Raw genomic sequence first — 17,541 nt, 5'->3', positions numbered from 1 at the left:
GATTCGTTCATGCTTGAACCGATTCGACCACAGTTGTACGCTGAGGCGATCATGGAGCCGCCTCTCGACCCGCCCGCCTTCGGCCTCTCCCGCCGCGAGCACATCCTGGACGAGCTGCGCCGGACGGGCTCGGTCCGCGTCGCCGATCTCGCCCGCGAACTGCGGGTGTCGGAGCTCACGATCCGCCGCGACATCGGCCATCTCGCCGATCGCGGACTCGTCACACGCGTGCACGGCGGCGCGACGCTGCGCAGCCGGCTCGACACCACGGTGCCCGCGTCGGCGGGAGCGCCCATCCGATTTCGCGTCGGCATGGTGGTGCCGTCGCTCAGCTACTACTGGCCCCACATCATGATCGGCGCGCGCGCGGCAGCCACCGACCTCGGCGTCCAGCTCATCCTGCGCGGCGCGAGCTACTCCGTCGACGACCAGCGCCGCCAGATCTCCTCACTCGTCGAATCGGGCAGCCTCCACGGACTCATCGTGGCGCCCGAGACGCTCGGGGCCGACGGTCGGGCACTGCTGCACTGGCTGGAAGCGCTGCCGATCCCCGTCGTGCTGGCCGAGCGACGGGTGCCCTCCGCCCTCGCCCTGACGAGGCTCGAGTGGGTCACCACCGACCACGTCTTCGGAGGCTCTTTGGCCGCCGACCACCTCGCCTCGCTCGGACACCGCCGCGTCGGCATCCTGACGTCCGCCGGCTCCCCCACGTCGTGGCAGCTGCGCCGCGGCTGGGACCGCGCGGTGGCAGACCTGGGCTTGGAGTGCCTCGTTGACGTCGATGCGACGCCCGACGCCCTCGACGGCGTCGCGCGCGAGGCGCTCATCGCCGACCTGCTCGAGCGCTGCCGCGAGACCTCCACCACCGCGCTGCTGATCCACAACGACCCGCAGGCGGTGCTGCTGGAGCAGTACGCCCGTGACCACGGCTGGTCGATCCCAGCCGACCTCGCCATCATCGCCTATGACGACGAGGTCGCCGAGAGTGCCGAGCCCCCGATCACGGCCCTGCGCCCGCCCAAGCAGCACGTGGGGCGACTCGCCGTGGAGACGATGGTCGCGCGGCTGAGCGAGGGCAGCCGCCGCCCCGTGCAGCGTGTGCACCTGCTGCCCGAGCTGCTGCCTCGCGACTCGACGCTGCGCCCGGGCCGCTGACCCCCCGGAATCGCAAAGGGTAGATCTCCGCGCTCTGCGTGGTGCGGGCATCTGCCCTTTCGCGCGTCCCCCAGGACGGGCTGAGCAACGCCGCGTTTGCACGAACGATGCTTCAGTGCAAAAATGCATTCCGTGACTGATAGTGCAGAAGGGCTTCGTGAGCGCCGGCGTTCCGAGACGACGCGAACACTGATCCGCTCGGCCCGGCGCCTGACCGCCGAGCACGGCCTCAGCGGGTTCACGGTCGAGGAGCTGTGCGCTGAAGCAGACGTGTCGCGGCGCACCTTCTTCAACTACTTCGCGTCGAAGGACGACGCCGTGCTCGGCATCCCGCTGGAACGATCGGATGCCGCGGCCGTCGCCCGCTTCCTCGCCCACGGATCCGAGGGGCCGGCTCTCTCACCGAACCTGCTGACGGAGCTCGCGCTGCTCGCCGAGGAGCGCTGGCGCGCCCTCGACATCGCGCCCGACACCGTGCATGACCTGTTCCGCGCGGTCGAGAAGGAACCCCGCCTGCTCGCGCGGATGCTCGAGCTCGGCGCCGAGAGCGAGAAGTTCGACGCGCGGCTGATCGAGCAGCGCGAGAACCTGCCGTCGGGCGACCTCCGCGCGCAGGTGGCCGCCCAGGTCGTCGGCGCCCTCGTCCGCTCCGCCGCCGGCGAGTTCCTCGTCCCGGGCAGCGACGACACCTTCATCGACATCTTCGAACGGCGCGTCGCCGCGGCGCGCGCGCTCTTCGCCACACAGAACGCACTGATGGGATCGCCCGAATGACCACCGCCACCGTCCCCACCGTCAGACCCGACGGTGACGCGCCGTTCCTGCTCACGCAGCGGCGCATCTGGATCATCTTCTCCGCCCTGATCGCGGGCATGCTGCTGTCGAGCCTCGACCAGACGATCGTCTCGACCGCGATGCCGACGATCGTCGGCGAGCTGGGGGGCGTCTCGCACCAGGTCTGGATCACGACCGCCTACATCCTCGCGACGACCATCGTCATGCCGATCTACGGCAAGTTCGGCGACGTGCTCGGCCGGCGGCGCCTGTTCATGGTCGCGATCGCGATCTTCACGCTCGCCTCCGTGGGCTGCGCCTTCGCGACGGACTTCTGGATGTTCGTGGTCTTCCGCGCGATCCAGGGCCTCGGCGGCGGCGGGCTGATGATCCTGTCGCAGGCGATCATCGCCGACATCGTGCCGGCCGACCAGCGCGGCAAGTACCTCGGTCCCCTCGGCGGCATCTTCGGCCTCGCGGCCGTCGCCGGCCCGCTCCTGGGCGGCTTCTTCGTGGATCACCTCACCTGGCAGTGGGCGTTCTACATCAACATCCCCGTCGGCATCGCGGCGTTCTTCGTCGCCGTGTTCGCGCTGAAGCTTCCGAACAAGCGGGCCGAGAAGCCCATCGACTGGCTCGGCGTGCTGTTCCTCACGGCGGCGACGACGTGCCTCATCTTCTTCACCGACTTCGGCGGCTCTGCCGACTTCGGCTGGGACTCGAGCGCCACCTGGGCGTGGGGCGCCGGTCTCGTCGCCTCCGCCGGGCTGTTCATCTTCACCGAGTCGCGCGCGGCCGATCCGATCATGCCGCTGTCGATGTTCCGCAATCCGATCTTCATCAACGCGACGGCGATCGGCATGGCGATCGGCATCGGGATGTTCGCCGCCCTCGGCTTCGTGCCGACGTTCCTGCAGATGTCGTCCGGCACGTCGGCCGCGGCATCCGGTCTTCTCATGCTCCCGATGATGGTCGGCGTGATGGGCACGTCGATCGCCTCGGGTCTGCTGATCACCAAGACGGGCAAGTACAAGATCTTCCCGATCGTGGGCACGATCATCGTCGGGATCGCCATGGTGCTGATGACGACGCTCAACGCGTCGACCCCCATCTGGCTGATCTGCACGTACCTGTTCCTGTTCGGCGTCGGACTGGGCTGCATCATGCAGGTGGTCGTGCTCGTCGTGCAGAACGCCGTGCCCGCGTCCGACCTCGGCACCGCCACGTCGACGAACAACTACTTCCGCGAGGTCGGCGCCGCGCTGGGCACCGCCGTCTTCGGCACCCTGTTCACCACGCGCCTCACCGAGAATCTGACGAAGGTGTTCACGGATGCCGGAGCCAGCCCCGAACAGGCCGGCGAGGCGACCTCGACCATCGACCCGTCGGTGCTGAGCACGCTGCCGGACGCCGTGAAGACGGGGGTCGTCGACGCGTATGCGGATGCCCTGGCGCCGGTGTTCTGGTACCTGGTGCCCTTCATCGCCGTGGCATTCATCCTGGCGCTGTTCCTCAAGCAGATCCCCCTGTCAGATGTCGCGGGGCTCGTGGCGCGCGGCGAGGCGATCGGCGGCGAGGAGGCCGAGCGGCTGGAAGCCGAGCAGCGCGCGGCCGAGCACGGCGACGCCGGGACGCCGGCTCGCCCGACTCGGCGATCCCGTCAGCGCGACTCGGCGGGTCGATAGCCGGAACGCACTCATGCCGCATCCTGCGGCCCCGCGGTCGCTGAGCTTGTCGAAGCGCCCTTCGACAAGCTCAGGGGCCGGCGGGCGGCTCAGGGACCGGCGGGCAGGTCAGGGGCCGGCGGGCGGCTCAGGGACCGGCGGGCGGCTCAGGGACCGGCGGGCGGCTCAGGGACCGGCGGGCGGCTCAGGGACCGGCGGGCGGGTCAGGGGGCCGTGGGCGGGCCAGGGGCCGGTGGGCGAGTCGGTCGCGGGAGCAGCTCGCGGAACCGAGGGTCAGGCGCCGAAGCGGCGCTGCATCTCGGCGTAGCTGAGAGCGCCGTCGAGAAAGCCGAGCGTGCCGGACTCCTTGAGTTCGCGTCCGGCGCGCTCGACGAGGCTGAGCGCGGCGCGCGCCAGACCGCCGCCGACGCTCACCCGTGAGACGCCGAGCCCGAACAGGGTGTGCACCGGAATGACGTTGGCGGCGAGCCCGGCGACGATGTTGAGGGGTGCGGGGATGACGTCCGCCAGTCGCCGGATCGTCTCCTCGTCGTTCACGCCCGGCACGAAGATGCAGTCGGCGCCGGCCTCGACGTAACGGCGAGCACGCTCGACGGTCTCGTCGAACGGGTCGCCGGCCACGCCGCCGAAGTAGGTGTCGGTGCGGGCGTTCAGCACGAAGGTGCCCGCCGGCGCCGCAGCGCGCGCGGCGACCAGGCGCTCCACCGCCTCGTCGATGCCGAACAGCCGGCCGTCCTGCGCGTCCTCGATGTTCGCTCCGGCGATGCCCAGTGCCACCGCCCGCGCAACGGTGCGGCCGACGGCGGCCGGCGAGTCGCCGTAGCCCGCTTCCAGATCGGCGCTCACGGGCACGCCGACCGCCCCCACGATCTCGGCCACGCGGTCGAACATCGTGTCGGGGTCCAGCGCATTCCCGTCGGGGACGCCGCATGCCCAGGCGATGCCCGCACTGGTGGTCGCGATCGCGGGGAAGCCCACCTGTTCGAGGATCCGGGCGGACCCGGCATCCCACGCGTTCGGGATCACGAAGCCGCGGCCGGCGTGCAGGACGAGCAGCTCAGTCGCTCGGCTCGTGAACCTGAGGTCGTCGGCCATGGCGTCTCCTGCCGTCGGATGTGCGGAAAGACGGGGCAGCATCACCCCCTACGCACGGTACCAGTGGCGCGCGAAGCATCGGCGAGCGCGGCGGAGCCGCCCTCGCCATCGTGCTGGCCACGGTCTGACGCGCGACCACGGGCGGTCAGGGGATCGCCACGTGCTCCACCGTCTCGCCGGGCGAGTAGATGTCGAGGATGTTCCAGTGACCCGTGGTCGGGGTCGGCACATTCACCATCGACACGTCGATCACCACCGGGCTGCCGAGCGCGATCGCGCGCTCGAGCGCGGGCTTGAACTCCGCCGCCGACTCGACCTTGATGCCGGTGACCCCGTAGGCCTGGGCGATCGCCGCGAAGTCGGTGTACATCGGGTCGTCGGCGCTGCCGAACACCGTGCCGTAGGTCGTGTCGAACGCGGCCTTCTCGAGGCCCGCGATCGTGCCGAACGCGTTGTTGTTCATCACCACCCAGACCACGGGAACACCCTGCTCGCGCGCCGTCGCGAGCACCGCCGGGTTCTGGCCGAAGCCGCCGTCGCCCACCAGCGAGACGACCACGCGGTCGGGGCAGGCGATCTTGGCACCCACGGCGGCCGGCCCGCCGAAGCCCATCGTCGCGAAGCCGCCCGGCGTGAGGAAGCTGCCCGGCGTGAGGATGTCGAACTGCTGCCCCACGCCGTTCTTGTTCCAGCCGACGTCGGTGGTGATGATCGCGTCCGCGGGCAGCACCTCCCTCGTCTCCGACAGGATCCGCTCGGGCCGCATCGGCCAGGAATCGGATGCCTGCGCCGGCGCGTTCTGGAGCTTCAACGTCGCGCGGTTCGCGGCGATCTGCGAGAGCAGCTCCGTGCGCTGCACGCCGTCGGGGGCCAGACGGCGGGCCGCACGCAGCAGCGCCGCCAGCGCGGACTTGAGGTCGGCGAGCGCGCCGATCTCGAGCGGGTAGTTGCGGCCGAGCTCGGCCGGGTCGACGTCGATCTGCATGAGCCTGGTGCCGGGGATGTCGAACGTGTACTCGGTGTACCACGAGCTCGAGTCGGCTTCCGCGAACCGCGTTCCGAGCGCGAGGATCCAGTCCGCCGTCCGCGTGGTCTCGTTCGTGAACGCGGTTCCCCAGAATCCGGTCATGCCGAGCACGAGCGGGCTGTCGTCGGGGATCGCGCCCTTGCCCATCAGGCTGTGGGCGACGGGGAGCGAGAGCAGTTCGGCGAACTCGGCGAGCTCGGGCGCCGCGCCGGCGGCGACGATGCCCCCGCCGACGTACAGCACCGGCCGCTCGGCATCCAGCAGGTTCTGCACGATCCGTTCGGCGACGCCCTCGTCGAGCCCCGGCTTCACGAGGGCGCGGGTGTTGCCGATGACCCTGTCGAAGAGGGCGACATCGATCTCGGCCGAGAAGACGTCCATCGGCACGTCGACGAGGACGGGACCGGGACGCCCGCTCTCGGCCAGCGTGAACGCCTTGTCGAGCACCTCGGCGATGAGGTGCGGCTGATCGACGCGCCACGCGCGCTTGACGAAGGGCCGGTAGATCTCGTACTGCGCGGCATCCGCGTGGAGGTTGATCTCCTGGTGCGGGTGCTTGCCGAAGTAGTGCGTCGGGATGTCGCCGGCGATGACGACCATGGGGATCGAGTCGAGGGCCGCATTGGCCACACCGGTCGTCGCGTTCGTCAGACCGGGACCCAGATGCGTGAGGACGACACCGGTCCGGTGGGCTGCGCGCGCATAGCCGTCCGCCGCGTGGGCCGCGATCTGCTCGTGCCGCACGTTGACGAACGAGATGCTGTCGCTCTTCTCGAGCGCCGCGAGCAGCGCGATGTTCGTGTGGCCGCAGAGGCCGAAGATGTGCTCCACCTCGCGTGCTTCCAGGTAGCGAACGATCTGGTTCGAGACCAGGTCCCTCATGAGGTGCTCCTTCTTTCGTCGCCGTCGACCGGGACCGACCGGCGCGCCGGCCCCGTGTAGGTGTAGCCGATGGACTTGGGCACCGGGCCCTTGATGCGCCCGCCCTGCACCATCTGCTCGCTCGCGTGCGCCAGGATGCCGACCGAGCGGGCCAGGATGAACACGCCTCGCCCGAGGGTGGGGGTGAAGCCGAGCTCGCAGTAGATCACCGCGGTCACTCCGTCGACGTTCATCGGGATGGTCCGCGGCTTCCCCGCGCTGATGGCGGCCTCGACAGCGCGCCCGATCGTCGCGAACCGCCCGCTCACCGCGCCGTCCGCCGCTGCCGCGTCCACCAGGGACAGCAGACGCGGGGTGCGCGGGTCGAGCGGATGGAACCGGTGGCCGAAGCCCGGGATGTAGGTGACCCCCGCGTCCCGCCGTCGCTGCAGGACGACACGGATCGCGTCGTCGAGGCCCTGCCCCTGGTCGAGCTCCGCATCGACCTCCAGGTACAGCTCCATGCACTGCTCCCCCGGACCGCCGTGGATGTCGTCGAGCACGTTGATCGCCGAAGCCATCGCACCGTTCACCGGCGCGCCGCACGTGGTCGCCATCCGGGCGATCGCGATCGACGGCGCCTGCGGCCCGTGGTCGACGGACGCCACCAATGCGGACTCCAGCAGCGCCGCCTGTGCCCGCGACGGCAGCTCGCCGCGCAGCATGAGCCAGATCGTGTCGACGAAGCCGACGTTGCCGATGAGCTGCTCGATCGGATACCCGCGCAGTGCGATCTCGCCGGGACGGATGTCGATGATGTCGGTCTGCCACCATCGCCGGGCCTCGTCGACGAGCTCCTCGGCCGACGGCTCGTCGCCCGGCTCGCTCGCCACCCCGCGATCGTCGAGGGCGCCGTCGTCGGTGGCGCTCATCGCGTCGCCGCCGCGGTGTCGGCTGATTCCAGCGCAGCGTCGTAGAAGTCGCCGAACAGCTCCTCGTCCGACGGCCGGTCCTCCGCGATCGTGCGTGAGACCCACGTCGTGTTCAGGTAGTGGCGCAGCGAGACGTTCTCGGACGTGATGTTGCCGCCCCACGTGCCGCATCCCATCGACGAGGTCATCGGCATCCCGTTCGTGAAGGATCCGGCGTTCGCCTTCGAGTTGGGCTGGCGCACCATGATGCGCGAGACGGGCATGTGCCGCGCGAAGTAGTCGATGTGCGCGTCGTCGGTCGACGCGATGCCGCAGGAGTGGCCCTTGCCGCCGATGTCGTACAGCTTCTTGGCCAGTTCGACGCCGTCTTCGAATCCGCCCTCATAGGCGTGGACCGCCATCAGGGTGGTGAGCTTCTCCTTGCAGAACTGCCGGTCCTCGGCGATGCCGTCGCCCTCGACCACGATGAACCGGCTGTCGGAGGGGATGTCGAAGCCGGCGGCGCGCGCGAGCTTCTGCGGTGAGACGGCGACCGTGTCGGGCAGCCGGTGCCCCTCGGCATCCCACATGACCGCTTGCAGGGCGGCGCGCTGGTCGGCGGTCGCCAGATACCCGCCCTCGGCCTGGAGCGCCTCGAGCATCTCGCGATATCGGGCGGCGGGCACGAGCACGTTGCCGTCGGCCGAGCAGCCCGAGCCGAAGTCCGACGTCTTGGACAGCGCGCAGTTGCGCGCGGTCTCGCGAAGATCGGCGGTCTCGTCGACGAACTCGGTCGCGTTGCCCGCGCCGACGCCGTAGGCCGGCGTCCCGGAACTGTAGGCGGCGCGCACCAGCCCCTGCCCGCCGGTGGCGATGACGAGGTCGGCGCGCTGCATGATCTCCTGGGATGCCGCCAGACTCGGCAGCTCGATGCACTGCAGGATGTCGGCGGGAGCGCCCTCCGCTTCGAGCGCCTCGCGCATCAGCCGGACCGTCTCGAAGGTCGTGTGCTTCGAACGCGGGTGCGGCGAGAACACCACGACATCGCGCGCCTTGATCGCGTAGATGGCGTTGCCGGCGGGCGTGAGGTCGGGGTTCGTCGTCGGGACGACGCAGCCGATCACCCCGACGGGCTTGCCGTACTTGACGAGGCCCTTCTCGGCATCCTCCTCGATGATGCCGACCGAAGGGCTGCGCAGCGCGTCGCGGAGGACGCCGCGGATCTTCATCCGCTTGTTCATGCGGCTGTCGAAGTCGCCGAGGCCGGACTCCTCGATGCCCATCTCGACCAGGCGGTGGAACGACGAGCGATTGGCCACCGCCCAGGCCACCGCGCGGATCAGCCGGTCGACGCGCGCCTGGTCATAGGTCTCGATGACCGCGAGCGCAGCGCGCGCCCGGGCGAACACCTCATCGAGCTCCTGCTGCTGCTCGGGCGACAGGGATTTTGGTGCTGAAGCAGCCATGACAACTCCGTCCATGGGGCATTGGTGCCGATCGCCGCATGCTATGCAGGCGCCTACGCCGACGACAAAGCGTGTCCCACTGGGCAGAAAGGGGAGGGATCGCGGCGGCGCGGGTCGCCGGTCGCGGCATCCGCTGTACCACTCGATGGGTCGCGAGGTTGCCGCCTCGGTGACCCGGGGTTAGCGTCCGAGCGCCGGCCGGAGTGGCCGATCCCCCAGGGTCGACGGCCCGGACGGCATTCCCCACAGCGGCGACGCGCGGGCAGGTCCCCGCATTGCCGGATCGAAGACGATCAAGGAGCAAGGGATGCGCAAACGACTGACCATGAGGTTGGGAACGGCGGGGATCGGCGCGCTGGTGGCCGTGCTCGCCATCGCCGCCTCACCCGCCTACGGAATGACCAGACCCGCCGACCCGGCCCCACCGGCCGGACTCAGCGGACTCGAGCCGACCGGCGCCGACATGCCCACGGTCGGCGGCAATCTGGGCAACCAGCACTACTCGGGTCTCACGCAGATCACGCGCGAGAACCTCGACGAGCTTGCCCCGACCTGGCGGACGCACCTCTCGGCCGTCGCGCCCGCGTCGGCCAACGTCGGCCAGCAGACCACGCCGATCGTCGTCGAAGGCGTCATCTACGTCGACACGCCCAGCGGTGGCGTCATCGCCGTCGACGGCGTGACGGGAGACGCCATCTGGAAGTGGGACAAGCCCGCCTACGGAACGTCGACCACTCGCCGGGGCGTCTCGGCGGGCGACGGCAAGATCTTCACACTGGCCGGAGGCAACCGCGTGGTCGCCCTCGACCAGGCGACCGGCGCGGAGGTGTGGGCGGTGCAGCCCACCGGAGCGAACGGCGAAGACCTCGGCCGCGTCGGCAAGGTCGCGACCGTGTACTACGACGGAGTCGTCTACGCCCACGCAGCGGACGGCGATCGCGGCGCGGTCGTCGCGCTGGACGCGAGCGACGGGCACTACCTCTGGCACTTCTTCGGTGGGCCGAAGCGCGGCCAGTTGTTCACCGGCCTGGACGGCGTGACGTTCGACGCGTCGGCGACGTGGGGCCCGGTACAGGCCGACGGCACGGACTGCGCGGAAGAGGGGGGTGCGACCTCCTGGATGCACGGCGCCGTCGACACCGAACTCGGCACGTACATCATGACCTTCGGCAACGCGCGCAGCTGCACGTCGTCGCAGAACGCCTCCGGGCGTCCGGGCGACAATCTGTTCTCCGACACGATGGTCGCCGTCGACGCCAGGACCGGCGCGTTCAAGTGGCACTACCAGTCCATCCACCACGACGTGTGGGACATGGACAACGTGCACCCTCCGACACTCGCCGACATCACGGTCGACGGCGAGGAGCGCAAGGTCGCCTTCTACGGCAGCAAGTCGGGTCACCAGTTCGTGATCGACCGCACCAACGGCAAGCCCGTGCTTCCTGTGACCGAGCAGCCCGTGATCACGGACTCGCGCCAGCACAACGCGGCGACCCAGCCCATGCCCGAGACGCGGCTCCTGCCGGACTGCGTCGAGTGGGAGAAGCTCAGCGCCGACAACATCCCGGGGAACCCCTGGCGCGGCGTGCCGAACTACAACGGGTATCAGGCGGATGCCGACGGCAACCTCGTGTTCAACCCGGACAGCTACGTCTCGGTCGACGAGCCGTTCCTCACCTACCCGGCGGGCTCGTCGGGCCATCGCGAGGGATGCCTCTACGACCCGCAGTTCGAGGCGCCGATCCTGTCGACGACGAGCCAGAACGGCGGCGGCGACTGGTCGAACAACTCGTACAGCCAGAGCACGAACCTGGTGTACTTCCCGTACGGCACGAACCCGGTCGCCCACTACGACGGCGCAGCCGCCAACGGCCTGCGTGCCATCGGTCAGTACCAGACGGGCGGCATCCTGGCGTACGACGCGTCGACCGGTGAGGTCGCGTGGCGCAACCACCTGGGCACTGACATGTCGCACGGCCAGGGACCCCTGACCACGGCATCCGATCTGCTGTTCGTCGGCCAGATCGACGGCCGGGTGCTGGCGATGGACGCGGCCACGGGCGACGTGCTGTGGGAGTTCCAGACGGGCTCCGGCATCTCGGGGGCGCCGGTCACCTACGAGGTCGACGGCGAGCAGTACGTCGCCGTGATCGCGGCCGGATCGACGAACCCGTACGGCGGATCCGTGACCCAGGGCGACTCGCTGTGGTCGTTCAAGCTCGGCGGTGACTACACGACCGAGTCGGGCAGCCAGGAAGGGCCGGCGACGGCGCCCCTGACGATCCGTCGCCCGGTAGGCGGTGCCGCGGTCGAAGGCTCGACGGTCGGCAACACCGTGCTGCTCGCACGGTCGAGCCGCACGGCCGACGACGCCGCCTCCCGCGACAGCGTGTCGCAGAACGGCATGCAGCCGACGCACCTGCGGGTGCCGGTGGGCACGACGGTGACGTTCCGCAACCCGGGAGCCGAGACGTTCCCGAACTTCCCGAACACGAAGGCGCACTGCGCGACGCAGTTCTTCGAGGGCGAGTTCAACGTCAAGCTGCAGCCCGGAGAGACCTACCAGCACACGTTCGACCGTGCCGGTGAGTACTTCTTCAACGACTGCACCGATCCGCGGCCGACCGGCAAGATCGAGGTGTATCTCGTGCCGCAGGATCAGCCGGGTGCGCTGAAGTTCACACCGGGCACACTGCAGCTCGGCTCCGAGACGGGGCTGTTCACCGGCGTGGACGGCAAGGTCTCGGCGCACTTCGAGCTGCCGGCCGGGTACACCTATGACAGCGGCGCCGTGCTCATCACGCCGCTGTCGTCGACACCGATCGTCGCGTCGAAAGTGACGGCGAACAAGAACCGGGTCATCGTCCGGTTCGACGCCGACGACGTCGACAACAACGTGCCGGCCGGAGAGGCGGCGCTGACCCTGCGGATCAACGTCCTCAACCCCGCGGGGGTGCAGGAGCAGCTCTCCTCGACGGCGACGGTGCCTGTCGTCAAGTAGCCGTTCCCACCGAACACCGATCCGCCTCCGTCGCCTGCGACGGGGGCGGATCGGTGCGTGCGGCCGGTGTCCCATTCGGCGAAACTCTTCTTTGCGCACCCCCGCCCGCAGACCAGAGTCACAGGGACGGCGATGCGCGCGCGCATGCCGGGCCCGGCACCTACAGAGAGGTTGGCAATGCATCCTGAGACCGCGGCGGTGACGCCATGACCGACAAGGACCCCGGGGCGGAACCCGAAGAGGTTCGCGGCACCGAGTCCGAGGCGGCAGCGGACGCGGCGCACGAGCCGGGGGTGGGCGAGTCGATCTACCCGCACACGAACACCTTCTACACGACGCCCAAGCTCAACCAGGGCGTCCCGCCCGACCCCGTGTTCATCCGCATCCTCTCGGGCATCGAGATCACGATCGGGGTCGCGCTGTTCGCCGGCATCATCTTCGGCGTCATGTACCAGGTGCTCGGCCGGTACTTCCCCGCCATCAGCTGGGTGGGCGCCGGAGAGCTGGCACTGCTCTCGATGATCGCGATGACGTTCATCACGACCGGCTACCTCGTCGGACGCAACGGGCACATCGTGTTGGAGATGTTCGACGAGATGCTCGCCGGCACCCGGCTCTTCGTCGCCCTGCGGGTCATCTCCGCCGTCATCATGGTCGCCACCAGCCTCGCCCTCGCCTACGAGGCGTGGGTCAAGATCGAGACCGAATGGGGCCGGCTCAGCGCCGCCATGCACGTGCCGGTCGGCGTCCTCTACATCTTCGCGCTCGTCGGCTTCGTGTCCGCCGCGATCCACTCGTCGTTCAAGATCCCCTACGCGAACCGCCCCGAGCGCAAGCTCGACATCGGTGAGATGGAGGGCTGAGCGTGGACCTCTGGCTCTACATCCTGCTGTTCGTCGTCTTCCTGCTGCTGCGGGTGCCCGTCGCCTTCGCGATGATCGCGTCGAGCATGCTCTACTTCTACAGCCACAACCTGTCGGCGGGGTACGCGATCTCGTCGATCGTCAACGGCATCAACAGCTTCCCGCTGCTCGCCGTGCCGCTGTTCATCTTCGTCGGCACGATCGCCAACAACCTCGGCATCGCAACGCGCCTGTACGACCTGGCACGGGCGCTCCTCCCACGGCTGCCCGGCAACCTCGCCTACGTCAACCTCGGCACCGCGATCGGCTTCTCGTGGATCAGTGGCTCCGCCCTGGCGGATGCCGCGTCGACCAGCAAGGTGCAGATCCCCCAGATGCTCAAGGCGGGCTATCCCTACGGCTTCTCCGCCGGCCTGACGGCGTCGGGTTCGCTGATGAGCACGGTCATGCCGCCGAGCATCCCCGCGGTGCTGTTCGCGGCGACGGCGTCGATCTCGACGGGGGCGCTGTTCGCGGGATCGATCATCCCGGCGATGCTCATGGCGGTCGGCCTCGCGCTGTACGTCTTCTTCTGGGTGCGCCGGCACCCGGACGTCGCGGTCAGTCGACCGTTCAACGGCGGGATGCTGGGCAAAGCGGCCGTGCGCGTCATCGGCCCCGCCCTGCTGCCCGTGATCATCCTCGGCGGCATCTTCAGCGGACTCTTCACCGCCACCGAGAGCGCCGGCATCGCGGCGGTGTACATGCTGGTCCTCGGCGCGATCTACCGCACGCTGACCTGGCGGGTGTTCTGGAAGTCGGCGAAGGAGACTGTCGTCATCGCGGGCGGCATCCTCCTGATCCTCGGGGCCTCGAACCTCATGGGTCAGGTGCTCGCCCGCGAGCAGGTGTCGCGCGCGCTCGGTGAGTGGCTCACGGGATTCACCGACAACCCGATCGTCTTCCTGCTGATGCTGAACGTGCTGCTGATCCTGCTCGGCATCCCGCTCGAGGCGCCGCCGGTCATCCTGGTGCTCGTGCCGATCCTCATGCCGATCGTCGCCCAGTTCGGGATCGACCCGGTGCAGCTGGGCGTGCTGATGATCCTCAACCTGATGATCGGATCTCTGACACCACCGGTCGGCGCCGTGCTGTTCGTCGTCGGCTCGATCACGCGCCGACCCATGGGAGAGCTGTTCCGCGGCATCCTGCCGTTCCTGATCCCGCTGGGGACGGTCCTGCTGCTGCTGACGCTCTTCCCCGTCATCGTCACGTTCCTGCCGACGCTGATCGGTCTGTAGAAGCCCCCCGTTCCTCCGATGTCCCTGCGCCCGCGGCGCCGGGACATCGGAGGAACGGCCCGGGTGAGAAAGGAGTCATCCATGACGAGGAAGCTCTTCGTGCTGAACGGCCCGAACCTCAACATGCTGGGCGTGCGCGAACCGGAGCTCTACGGGACCGCGAGCCTGGACGACGTGCGCGCCGACTGCGAGCGGGTCGCGGGCGAAGTCGGTTTCGAGCTCTTCTTCGCGCAGTCCAACGCGGAGCACGAGCTCGTCCAGTGGGTGCACGATGCGTTCCGCCAGCAGGCCACGGTCGTGATCAATCCCGCGGGCTTCAGCTTCGGCTCGGTGCCGCTGCTGGACGCACTGCACATGCTGTCCACCCCGGTGGTCGAGGTGCACATCACGAACATCCACGCCCGTGATGCCCTCCATCGCGACTCGATCATCTCGACGGTCGCGCGCACCGTGATCGCGGGCGCGGGCGTGTACGGCTACGAACTGGCCATCCGCGCCGCCGACCGGCTGACCACCTGACCCTCGACCGTGCGGCGGCCGGCCGGGAGCCGACCCGCGGGCGCGCGCGTCAGGCGGCGGCGATCCGGTCGGCCGCCTCGATACCGAACACGAGCGCCTTGGTGAGCGCCGTGCCCGTCATGTAGGACGCGCCGTGGAATCCGCCGACGACCTCGCCGGCGGCGAAGAGGTGCTCGATCCTGCTGCCGTCGATCCGTTGCACCGATGTGTCGGTCGCGACACTCAGGCCGCCGTAGGTCGAGGTCATGGCCGTCACCGCGGGATAGGCGTAGAACGGCCCGGTCTCGACCGGCTCGAGCCCGCCGACGCCGTTCACGAGGCCGGTCCGGCCGAAGGGGTCGGCCTCCCGACCGGCGACGCTGTCGTTGTAGCGCTCCACCGTGCGTTCGAGCGCGCCGGGAGGCATGCCGACCTTGCGCCCGAGCTCGGACAGGGTCGGGGCATCCACCAGGTGGCCGAGAGCTTCGATGCGCTCCATGTCCGACAGCGGCACGCCGGGCCTCGAACGCGCCCGCACGACGGAGTCGAAGACCTGGAAGGCCATCCCGTCCGGCTGGCTCATCACCGCCGTACCGAGCACCTTGTACGACTCCGACTCGTCGGTGAACCGCTCGCCGCGGGCGTTCACGAGGATCGCGCCGAGGTAGTTGGCGGTCAGCAGCTCGTGCTCGTCGTCCGTCGCGTCGGGGTGCTGGCCGTAGGTGCCTGCGACGTGCCCGACGTCGGCAAGGCCGGCACCCAGCATCCATGCCATGCGGAGTCCGTCGCCCGTGTTGCCCACGCCGCCGTACGGCATCGCCGCCGCCTGGTCGGGCACGAACAGATCCAGGAGCGCGCGGGAGCGCGAGAAGCCGCCGGTCGTGAGCACCACACCCGCGTCGACGCCGAAGACAGCACGTCCCGATCGGATGCCGGCGACCCGTCCCCCGTCGGTGACCAGCTCGTCGGCAGGGCGACCCGGGAGGATGACGGCACCTGCGGCGAGCGCCTCACGCTCGAGGTGCGCCAGCAGACGCCGGATGCGGATCAGGTGGGCGCGCGCGATCGTCATGCCGGCGCTGACCTTGAGTTCCTCCGTCCAGGCGTCCGCGCGGTCGATCGCTGCGATGGCGTGCTCTTGACGGGCGACGAGCGCATCCAGCAGCGAGGTGTCGGCGAAGCCGCCGCCGGTCGCGACCATGTCGGCGAGGAAGATGTCGGCGGCGTCCGCGACGCCCGCCCGATGCTGGACGGCGGTGCCCGACAGCGCGAACCACCCCCCGCTCAACGCCGAGCTGCCGCCGAGGCGGTCGCGCTTCTCGACGAGGGCGACGCTCAGCCCGCTGGCGGCCAGCCGCTGGGTCGCGGCCAGCCCCGCGAGTCCGCCTCCGACGACGATCGCGTCGAAGGTTCGGGCGTCATGCACCGCCATCGCGTCCTCCCGTCGCCGGGTGGTCGGGCGATGCGTCGTCGGGGTGCGCGGCGACGTCGGTCTGCGCAGCGGCCTGGAAGCGCCGGACATCCACCGTGCGGCCGCTGCGAGCCGCGAGCGCCGCCGCCTCGACGAGTGCGAGCGTGCGTGACGCGTCGTCCGCCGAGACGAGGGGCGCCGTCGTCCCCCGCGCGACCTCGAGGAAGTGATCGAGCTGGGCGGGGAACGACGCGCGCGGCGTGACCGGGAGGTACGTGCGCGAGAGCGGCGAGTGCCAGTCCGGCGGCACGGAGGCGTCGTAGCCGTACCTCGCGAGGTTCGGCACCGACAGCGCCGCGCGTGTGCCGACGATGCGGTAGGCGACCTCGTCGGGCAGGAACGGGAAGGCGGGCGTCTCCTCGGTCGCCTGATCCCAGCCCCAGGGCGAGACTCCCGCGTCGGAGGCGAGAAGGCTCCCCAGGGCGCCGTTCTCGAATCTGAGGGTCAGCGAGATGGTGTCCTCGACCTCGAGCCCACGGGCGTGCGAACTCTGCATCGCCTGCACCTCGGCGACCTCCCCGCACAGGTGCCGGAGGAGGTCCAGGTCGTGCACGGCGTTGATGAGGGTGACGCCCGCCCCGGGCTGACTGTGCCAGGGCGTGTCGATGAAGTACTCGGGCTCCTTGCGGGCCGACCAGAGGGCGGTGACGGCGACGACCTGGCCGAGCTCGCCGTCTCCGATCGCGGCGCGTGCCCGTGCGACCGCCAGATGGTGACGGCGGTGGTGCCCCACCAGCAGCCGCCCGTTCAGCCGTTCGACCGCATCGACGAGCCGGCGGGACTGCGCGTACGAGACCGCGACCGGCTTCTCCAGCAGCACCGCGACCCCGGCCTCGAGGCACGCGACCGCCGTGTCCACGTGCAGAGCGTTCGGGTTGGCGACGATCACCGCATCGAGCTGCTCGGCATCCAGCATCCTGGCGGTCGACGGATACGTCGGGCACGCGGCCTCCGTGATGGTGACGGCGGGGTCGGCGATCGCCGCCAGCGCGGCTCCGGTGGACGCGCGAACGAAGTCGATGTGCTGGCGCCCCATGAACCCGGCGCCGACCACCCCGATGCGCACCGGCGGAGGTCCGGATACAGTCACGGCGCCTCCCTGCATCGTGGTCGCGGGCGAGAGTCGGCCCGAGCGTATGGCACGATGGGGCGACGCGCGCGGATCGTTCCATTCAGCGGTGAAGCCCCCGCCGAGCGCCGCGGACCCCATGTTCCACTCGACGGGACATCGCTTTGCCGGCCGATCGAAGTCCGTAAGAGTCAGCACTGCCACACGGCCGCACCGTGACAGCGTGGTCGACGTGGATCTCGCCCCGCGCGAGGAACGTCGACGGCACGTCACGCACCGGCGACCGATTGACACGTCAGAACCCGCACGACGACGTGCGCACATCAGAGGAGAGTCCCATGAGCACAGCCCGCTCGAAGCGACGCGGCCTATTGGCCGCGTCGGC

Annotated in this window: 13 protein-coding genes; 7 read left to right on the top strand and 6 right to left on the bottom strand. The window is 69.8% G+C overall.

What is annotated here, in order from left to right:
* Nucleotides 1-51 precede the first annotated feature (51 nt).
* The 3 genes from NCG93_RS06945 (at nt 52) to NCG93_RS06935 (ending at nt 3,614) form a co-directional block, all read left to right on the top strand.
* Entirely contained in the window at nt 52-1,155 is a 1,104-nt protein-coding gene (locus tag NCG93_RS06945) for a substrate-binding domain-containing protein (RefSeq protein WP_194414672.1), read from the top strand.
* 123 nt (nt 1,156-1,278) lie between these two features.
* Nucleotides 1,279-1,929, top strand: a complete 651-nt coding sequence (locus tag NCG93_RS06940; RefSeq protein WP_206687640.1) for a TetR/AcrR family transcriptional regulator — start codon at nt 1,279-1,281, stop codon at nt 1,927-1,929.
* Nucleotides 1,926-3,614: an MDR family MFS transporter gene (locus NCG93_RS06935; RefSeq protein ID WP_241741903.1), complete on the top strand. Its 1,689-nt coding sequence runs from the start codon at nt 1,926-1,928 to the stop codon at nt 3,612-3,614. Before NCG93_RS06940 ends, NCG93_RS06935 begins: the two co-directional genes overlap by 4 nt.
* A 273-nt stretch (nt 3,615-3,887) precedes the next feature.
* Here NCG93_RS06935 and NCG93_RS06930 read toward each other — a convergent pair whose 3' ends face one another.
* From NCG93_RS06930 to NCG93_RS06915, 4 genes are all read right to left on the bottom strand, one after another.
* Nucleotides 3,888-4,709, bottom strand: coding sequence for an isocitrate lyase/PEP mutase family protein (locus NCG93_RS06930; RefSeq protein WP_194414674.1), 822 nt, complete (start codon nt 4,707-4,709; stop codon nt 3,888-3,890).
* 145 nt (nt 4,710-4,854) lie between these two features.
* Nucleotides 4,855-6,618 (bottom strand): thiamine pyrophosphate-binding protein, encoded by a 1,764-nt coding sequence (locus NCG93_RS06925; protein WP_194414675.1) that lies wholly within the window; start codon nt 6,616-6,618, stop codon nt 4,855-4,857.
* Nucleotides 6,615-7,529 carry a citryl-CoA lyase gene (locus tag NCG93_RS06920; RefSeq protein ID WP_194414676.1) on the bottom strand — a complete coding sequence of 305 codons (915 nt, stop codon included), beginning with the start codon at nt 7,527-7,529 and terminating at the stop codon, nt 6,615-6,617. The genes NCG93_RS06925 and NCG93_RS06920 overlap by 4 nt, the downstream gene beginning before the upstream one ends.
* Complete coding sequence (locus NCG93_RS06915) at nt 7,526-8,974, bottom strand: aldehyde dehydrogenase family protein (RefSeq protein WP_194414677.1); 1,449 nt, start codon at nt 8,972-8,974, stop codon at nt 7,526-7,528. The genes NCG93_RS06920 and NCG93_RS06915 overlap by 4 nt, the downstream gene beginning before the upstream one ends.
* A 307-nt stretch (nt 8,975-9,281) precedes the next feature.
* Here NCG93_RS06915 and NCG93_RS06910 point away from each other — a divergent pair, with 307 nt between their 5' ends.
* From NCG93_RS06910 to NCG93_RS06895, 4 genes are all read left to right on the top strand, one after another.
* Nucleotides 9,282-11,975: an outer membrane protein assembly factor BamB family protein gene (locus NCG93_RS06910; RefSeq protein ID WP_194414678.1), complete on the top strand. Its 2,694-nt coding sequence runs from the start codon at nt 9,282-9,284 to the stop codon at nt 11,973-11,975.
* A 206-nt stretch (nt 11,976-12,181) separates the two neighbouring features.
* Nucleotides 12,182-12,838 carry a TRAP transporter small permease gene (locus NCG93_RS06905; RefSeq protein ID WP_194414679.1) on the top strand — a complete coding sequence of 219 codons (657 nt, stop codon included), beginning with the start codon at nt 12,182-12,184 and terminating at the stop codon, nt 12,836-12,838.
* Between the two features lie 2 nt (nt 12,839-12,840).
* Nucleotides 12,841-14,118, top strand: coding sequence for a TRAP transporter large permease (locus NCG93_RS06900; RefSeq protein ID WP_194414680.1), 1,278 nt, complete (start codon nt 12,841-12,843; stop codon nt 14,116-14,118).
* 81 nt (nt 14,119-14,199) lie between these two features.
* Nucleotides 14,200-14,637, top strand: a complete 438-nt coding sequence (locus NCG93_RS06895; protein ID WP_194414681.1) for a type II 3-dehydroquinate dehydratase — start codon at nt 14,200-14,202, stop codon at nt 14,635-14,637.
* 49 nt (nt 14,638-14,686) lie between these two features.
* On the opposite strand, the gene NCG93_RS06890 is transcribed toward NCG93_RS06895, so the two are convergent.
* Nucleotides 14,687-16,042 (bottom strand): FAD-dependent oxidoreductase, encoded by a 1,356-nt coding sequence (locus tag NCG93_RS06890; protein ID WP_194414682.1) that lies wholly within the window; start codon nt 16,040-16,042, stop codon nt 14,687-14,689.
* The gene (locus NCG93_RS06885) at nt 16,035-17,177 is read right to left on the bottom strand and encodes a Gfo/Idh/MocA family protein (RefSeq protein WP_206687641.1); all 1,143 of its coding nucleotides are present in this window, start codon (nt 17,175-17,177) and stop codon (nt 16,035-16,037) included. Before NCG93_RS06885 ends, NCG93_RS06890 begins: the two co-directional genes overlap by 8 nt.
* Between the last annotated feature and the right edge of the window lie 364 nt (nt 17,178-17,541).

The organism is Microbacterium yannicii, from assembly GCF_024055635.1.
Classification (GTDB): Bacteria; Actinomycetota; Actinomycetes; order Actinomycetales; family Microbacteriaceae; genus Microbacterium; species Microbacterium yannicii.
Note: the sequence above shows the minus strand (reverse complement) of the source record. Positions and strands in the feature narration are given on the sequence as shown.

What these genes read in the sequence shown, in the direction of transcription:
- NCG93_RS06945 (WP_194414672.1), top strand. Translation starts at nt 52, where the DNA reads ATGGAGCCGCCTCTCGACCCGCCCGCCTTCGGCCTCTCCCGCCGCGAG.
- NCG93_RS06940 (WP_206687640.1), top strand. Translation starts at nt 1,279, where the DNA reads ATGCATTCCGTGACTGATAGTGCAGAAGGGCTTCGTGAGCGCCGGCGT.
- NCG93_RS06935 (WP_241741903.1), top strand. Translation starts at nt 1,926, where the DNA reads ATGACCACCGCCACCGTCCCCACCGTCAGACCCGACGGTGACGCGCCG.
- NCG93_RS06930 (WP_194414674.1), bottom strand. Translation starts at nt 4,709, where the DNA reads ATGGCCGACGACCTCAGGTTCACGAGCCGAGCGACTGAGCTGCTCGTC.
- NCG93_RS06925 (WP_194414675.1), bottom strand. Translation starts at nt 6,618, where the DNA reads ATGAGGGACCTGGTCTCGAACCAGATCGTTCGCTACCTGGAAGCACGC.
- NCG93_RS06920 (WP_194414676.1), bottom strand. Translation starts at nt 7,529, where the DNA reads ATGAGCGCCACCGACGACGGCGCCCTCGACGATCGCGGGGTGGCGAGC.
- NCG93_RS06915 (WP_194414677.1), bottom strand. Translation starts at nt 8,974, where the DNA reads ATGGCTGCTTCAGCACCAAAATCCCTGTCGCCCGAGCAGCAGCAGGAG.
- NCG93_RS06910 (WP_194414678.1), top strand. Translation starts at nt 9,282, where the DNA reads ATGCGCAAACGACTGACCATGAGGTTGGGAACGGCGGGGATCGGCGCG.
- NCG93_RS06905 (WP_194414679.1), top strand. Translation starts at nt 12,182, where the DNA reads ATGACCGACAAGGACCCCGGGGCGGAACCCGAAGAGGTTCGCGGCACC.
- NCG93_RS06895 (WP_194414681.1), top strand. Translation starts at nt 14,200, where the DNA reads ATGACGAGGAAGCTCTTCGTGCTGAACGGCCCGAACCTCAACATGCTG.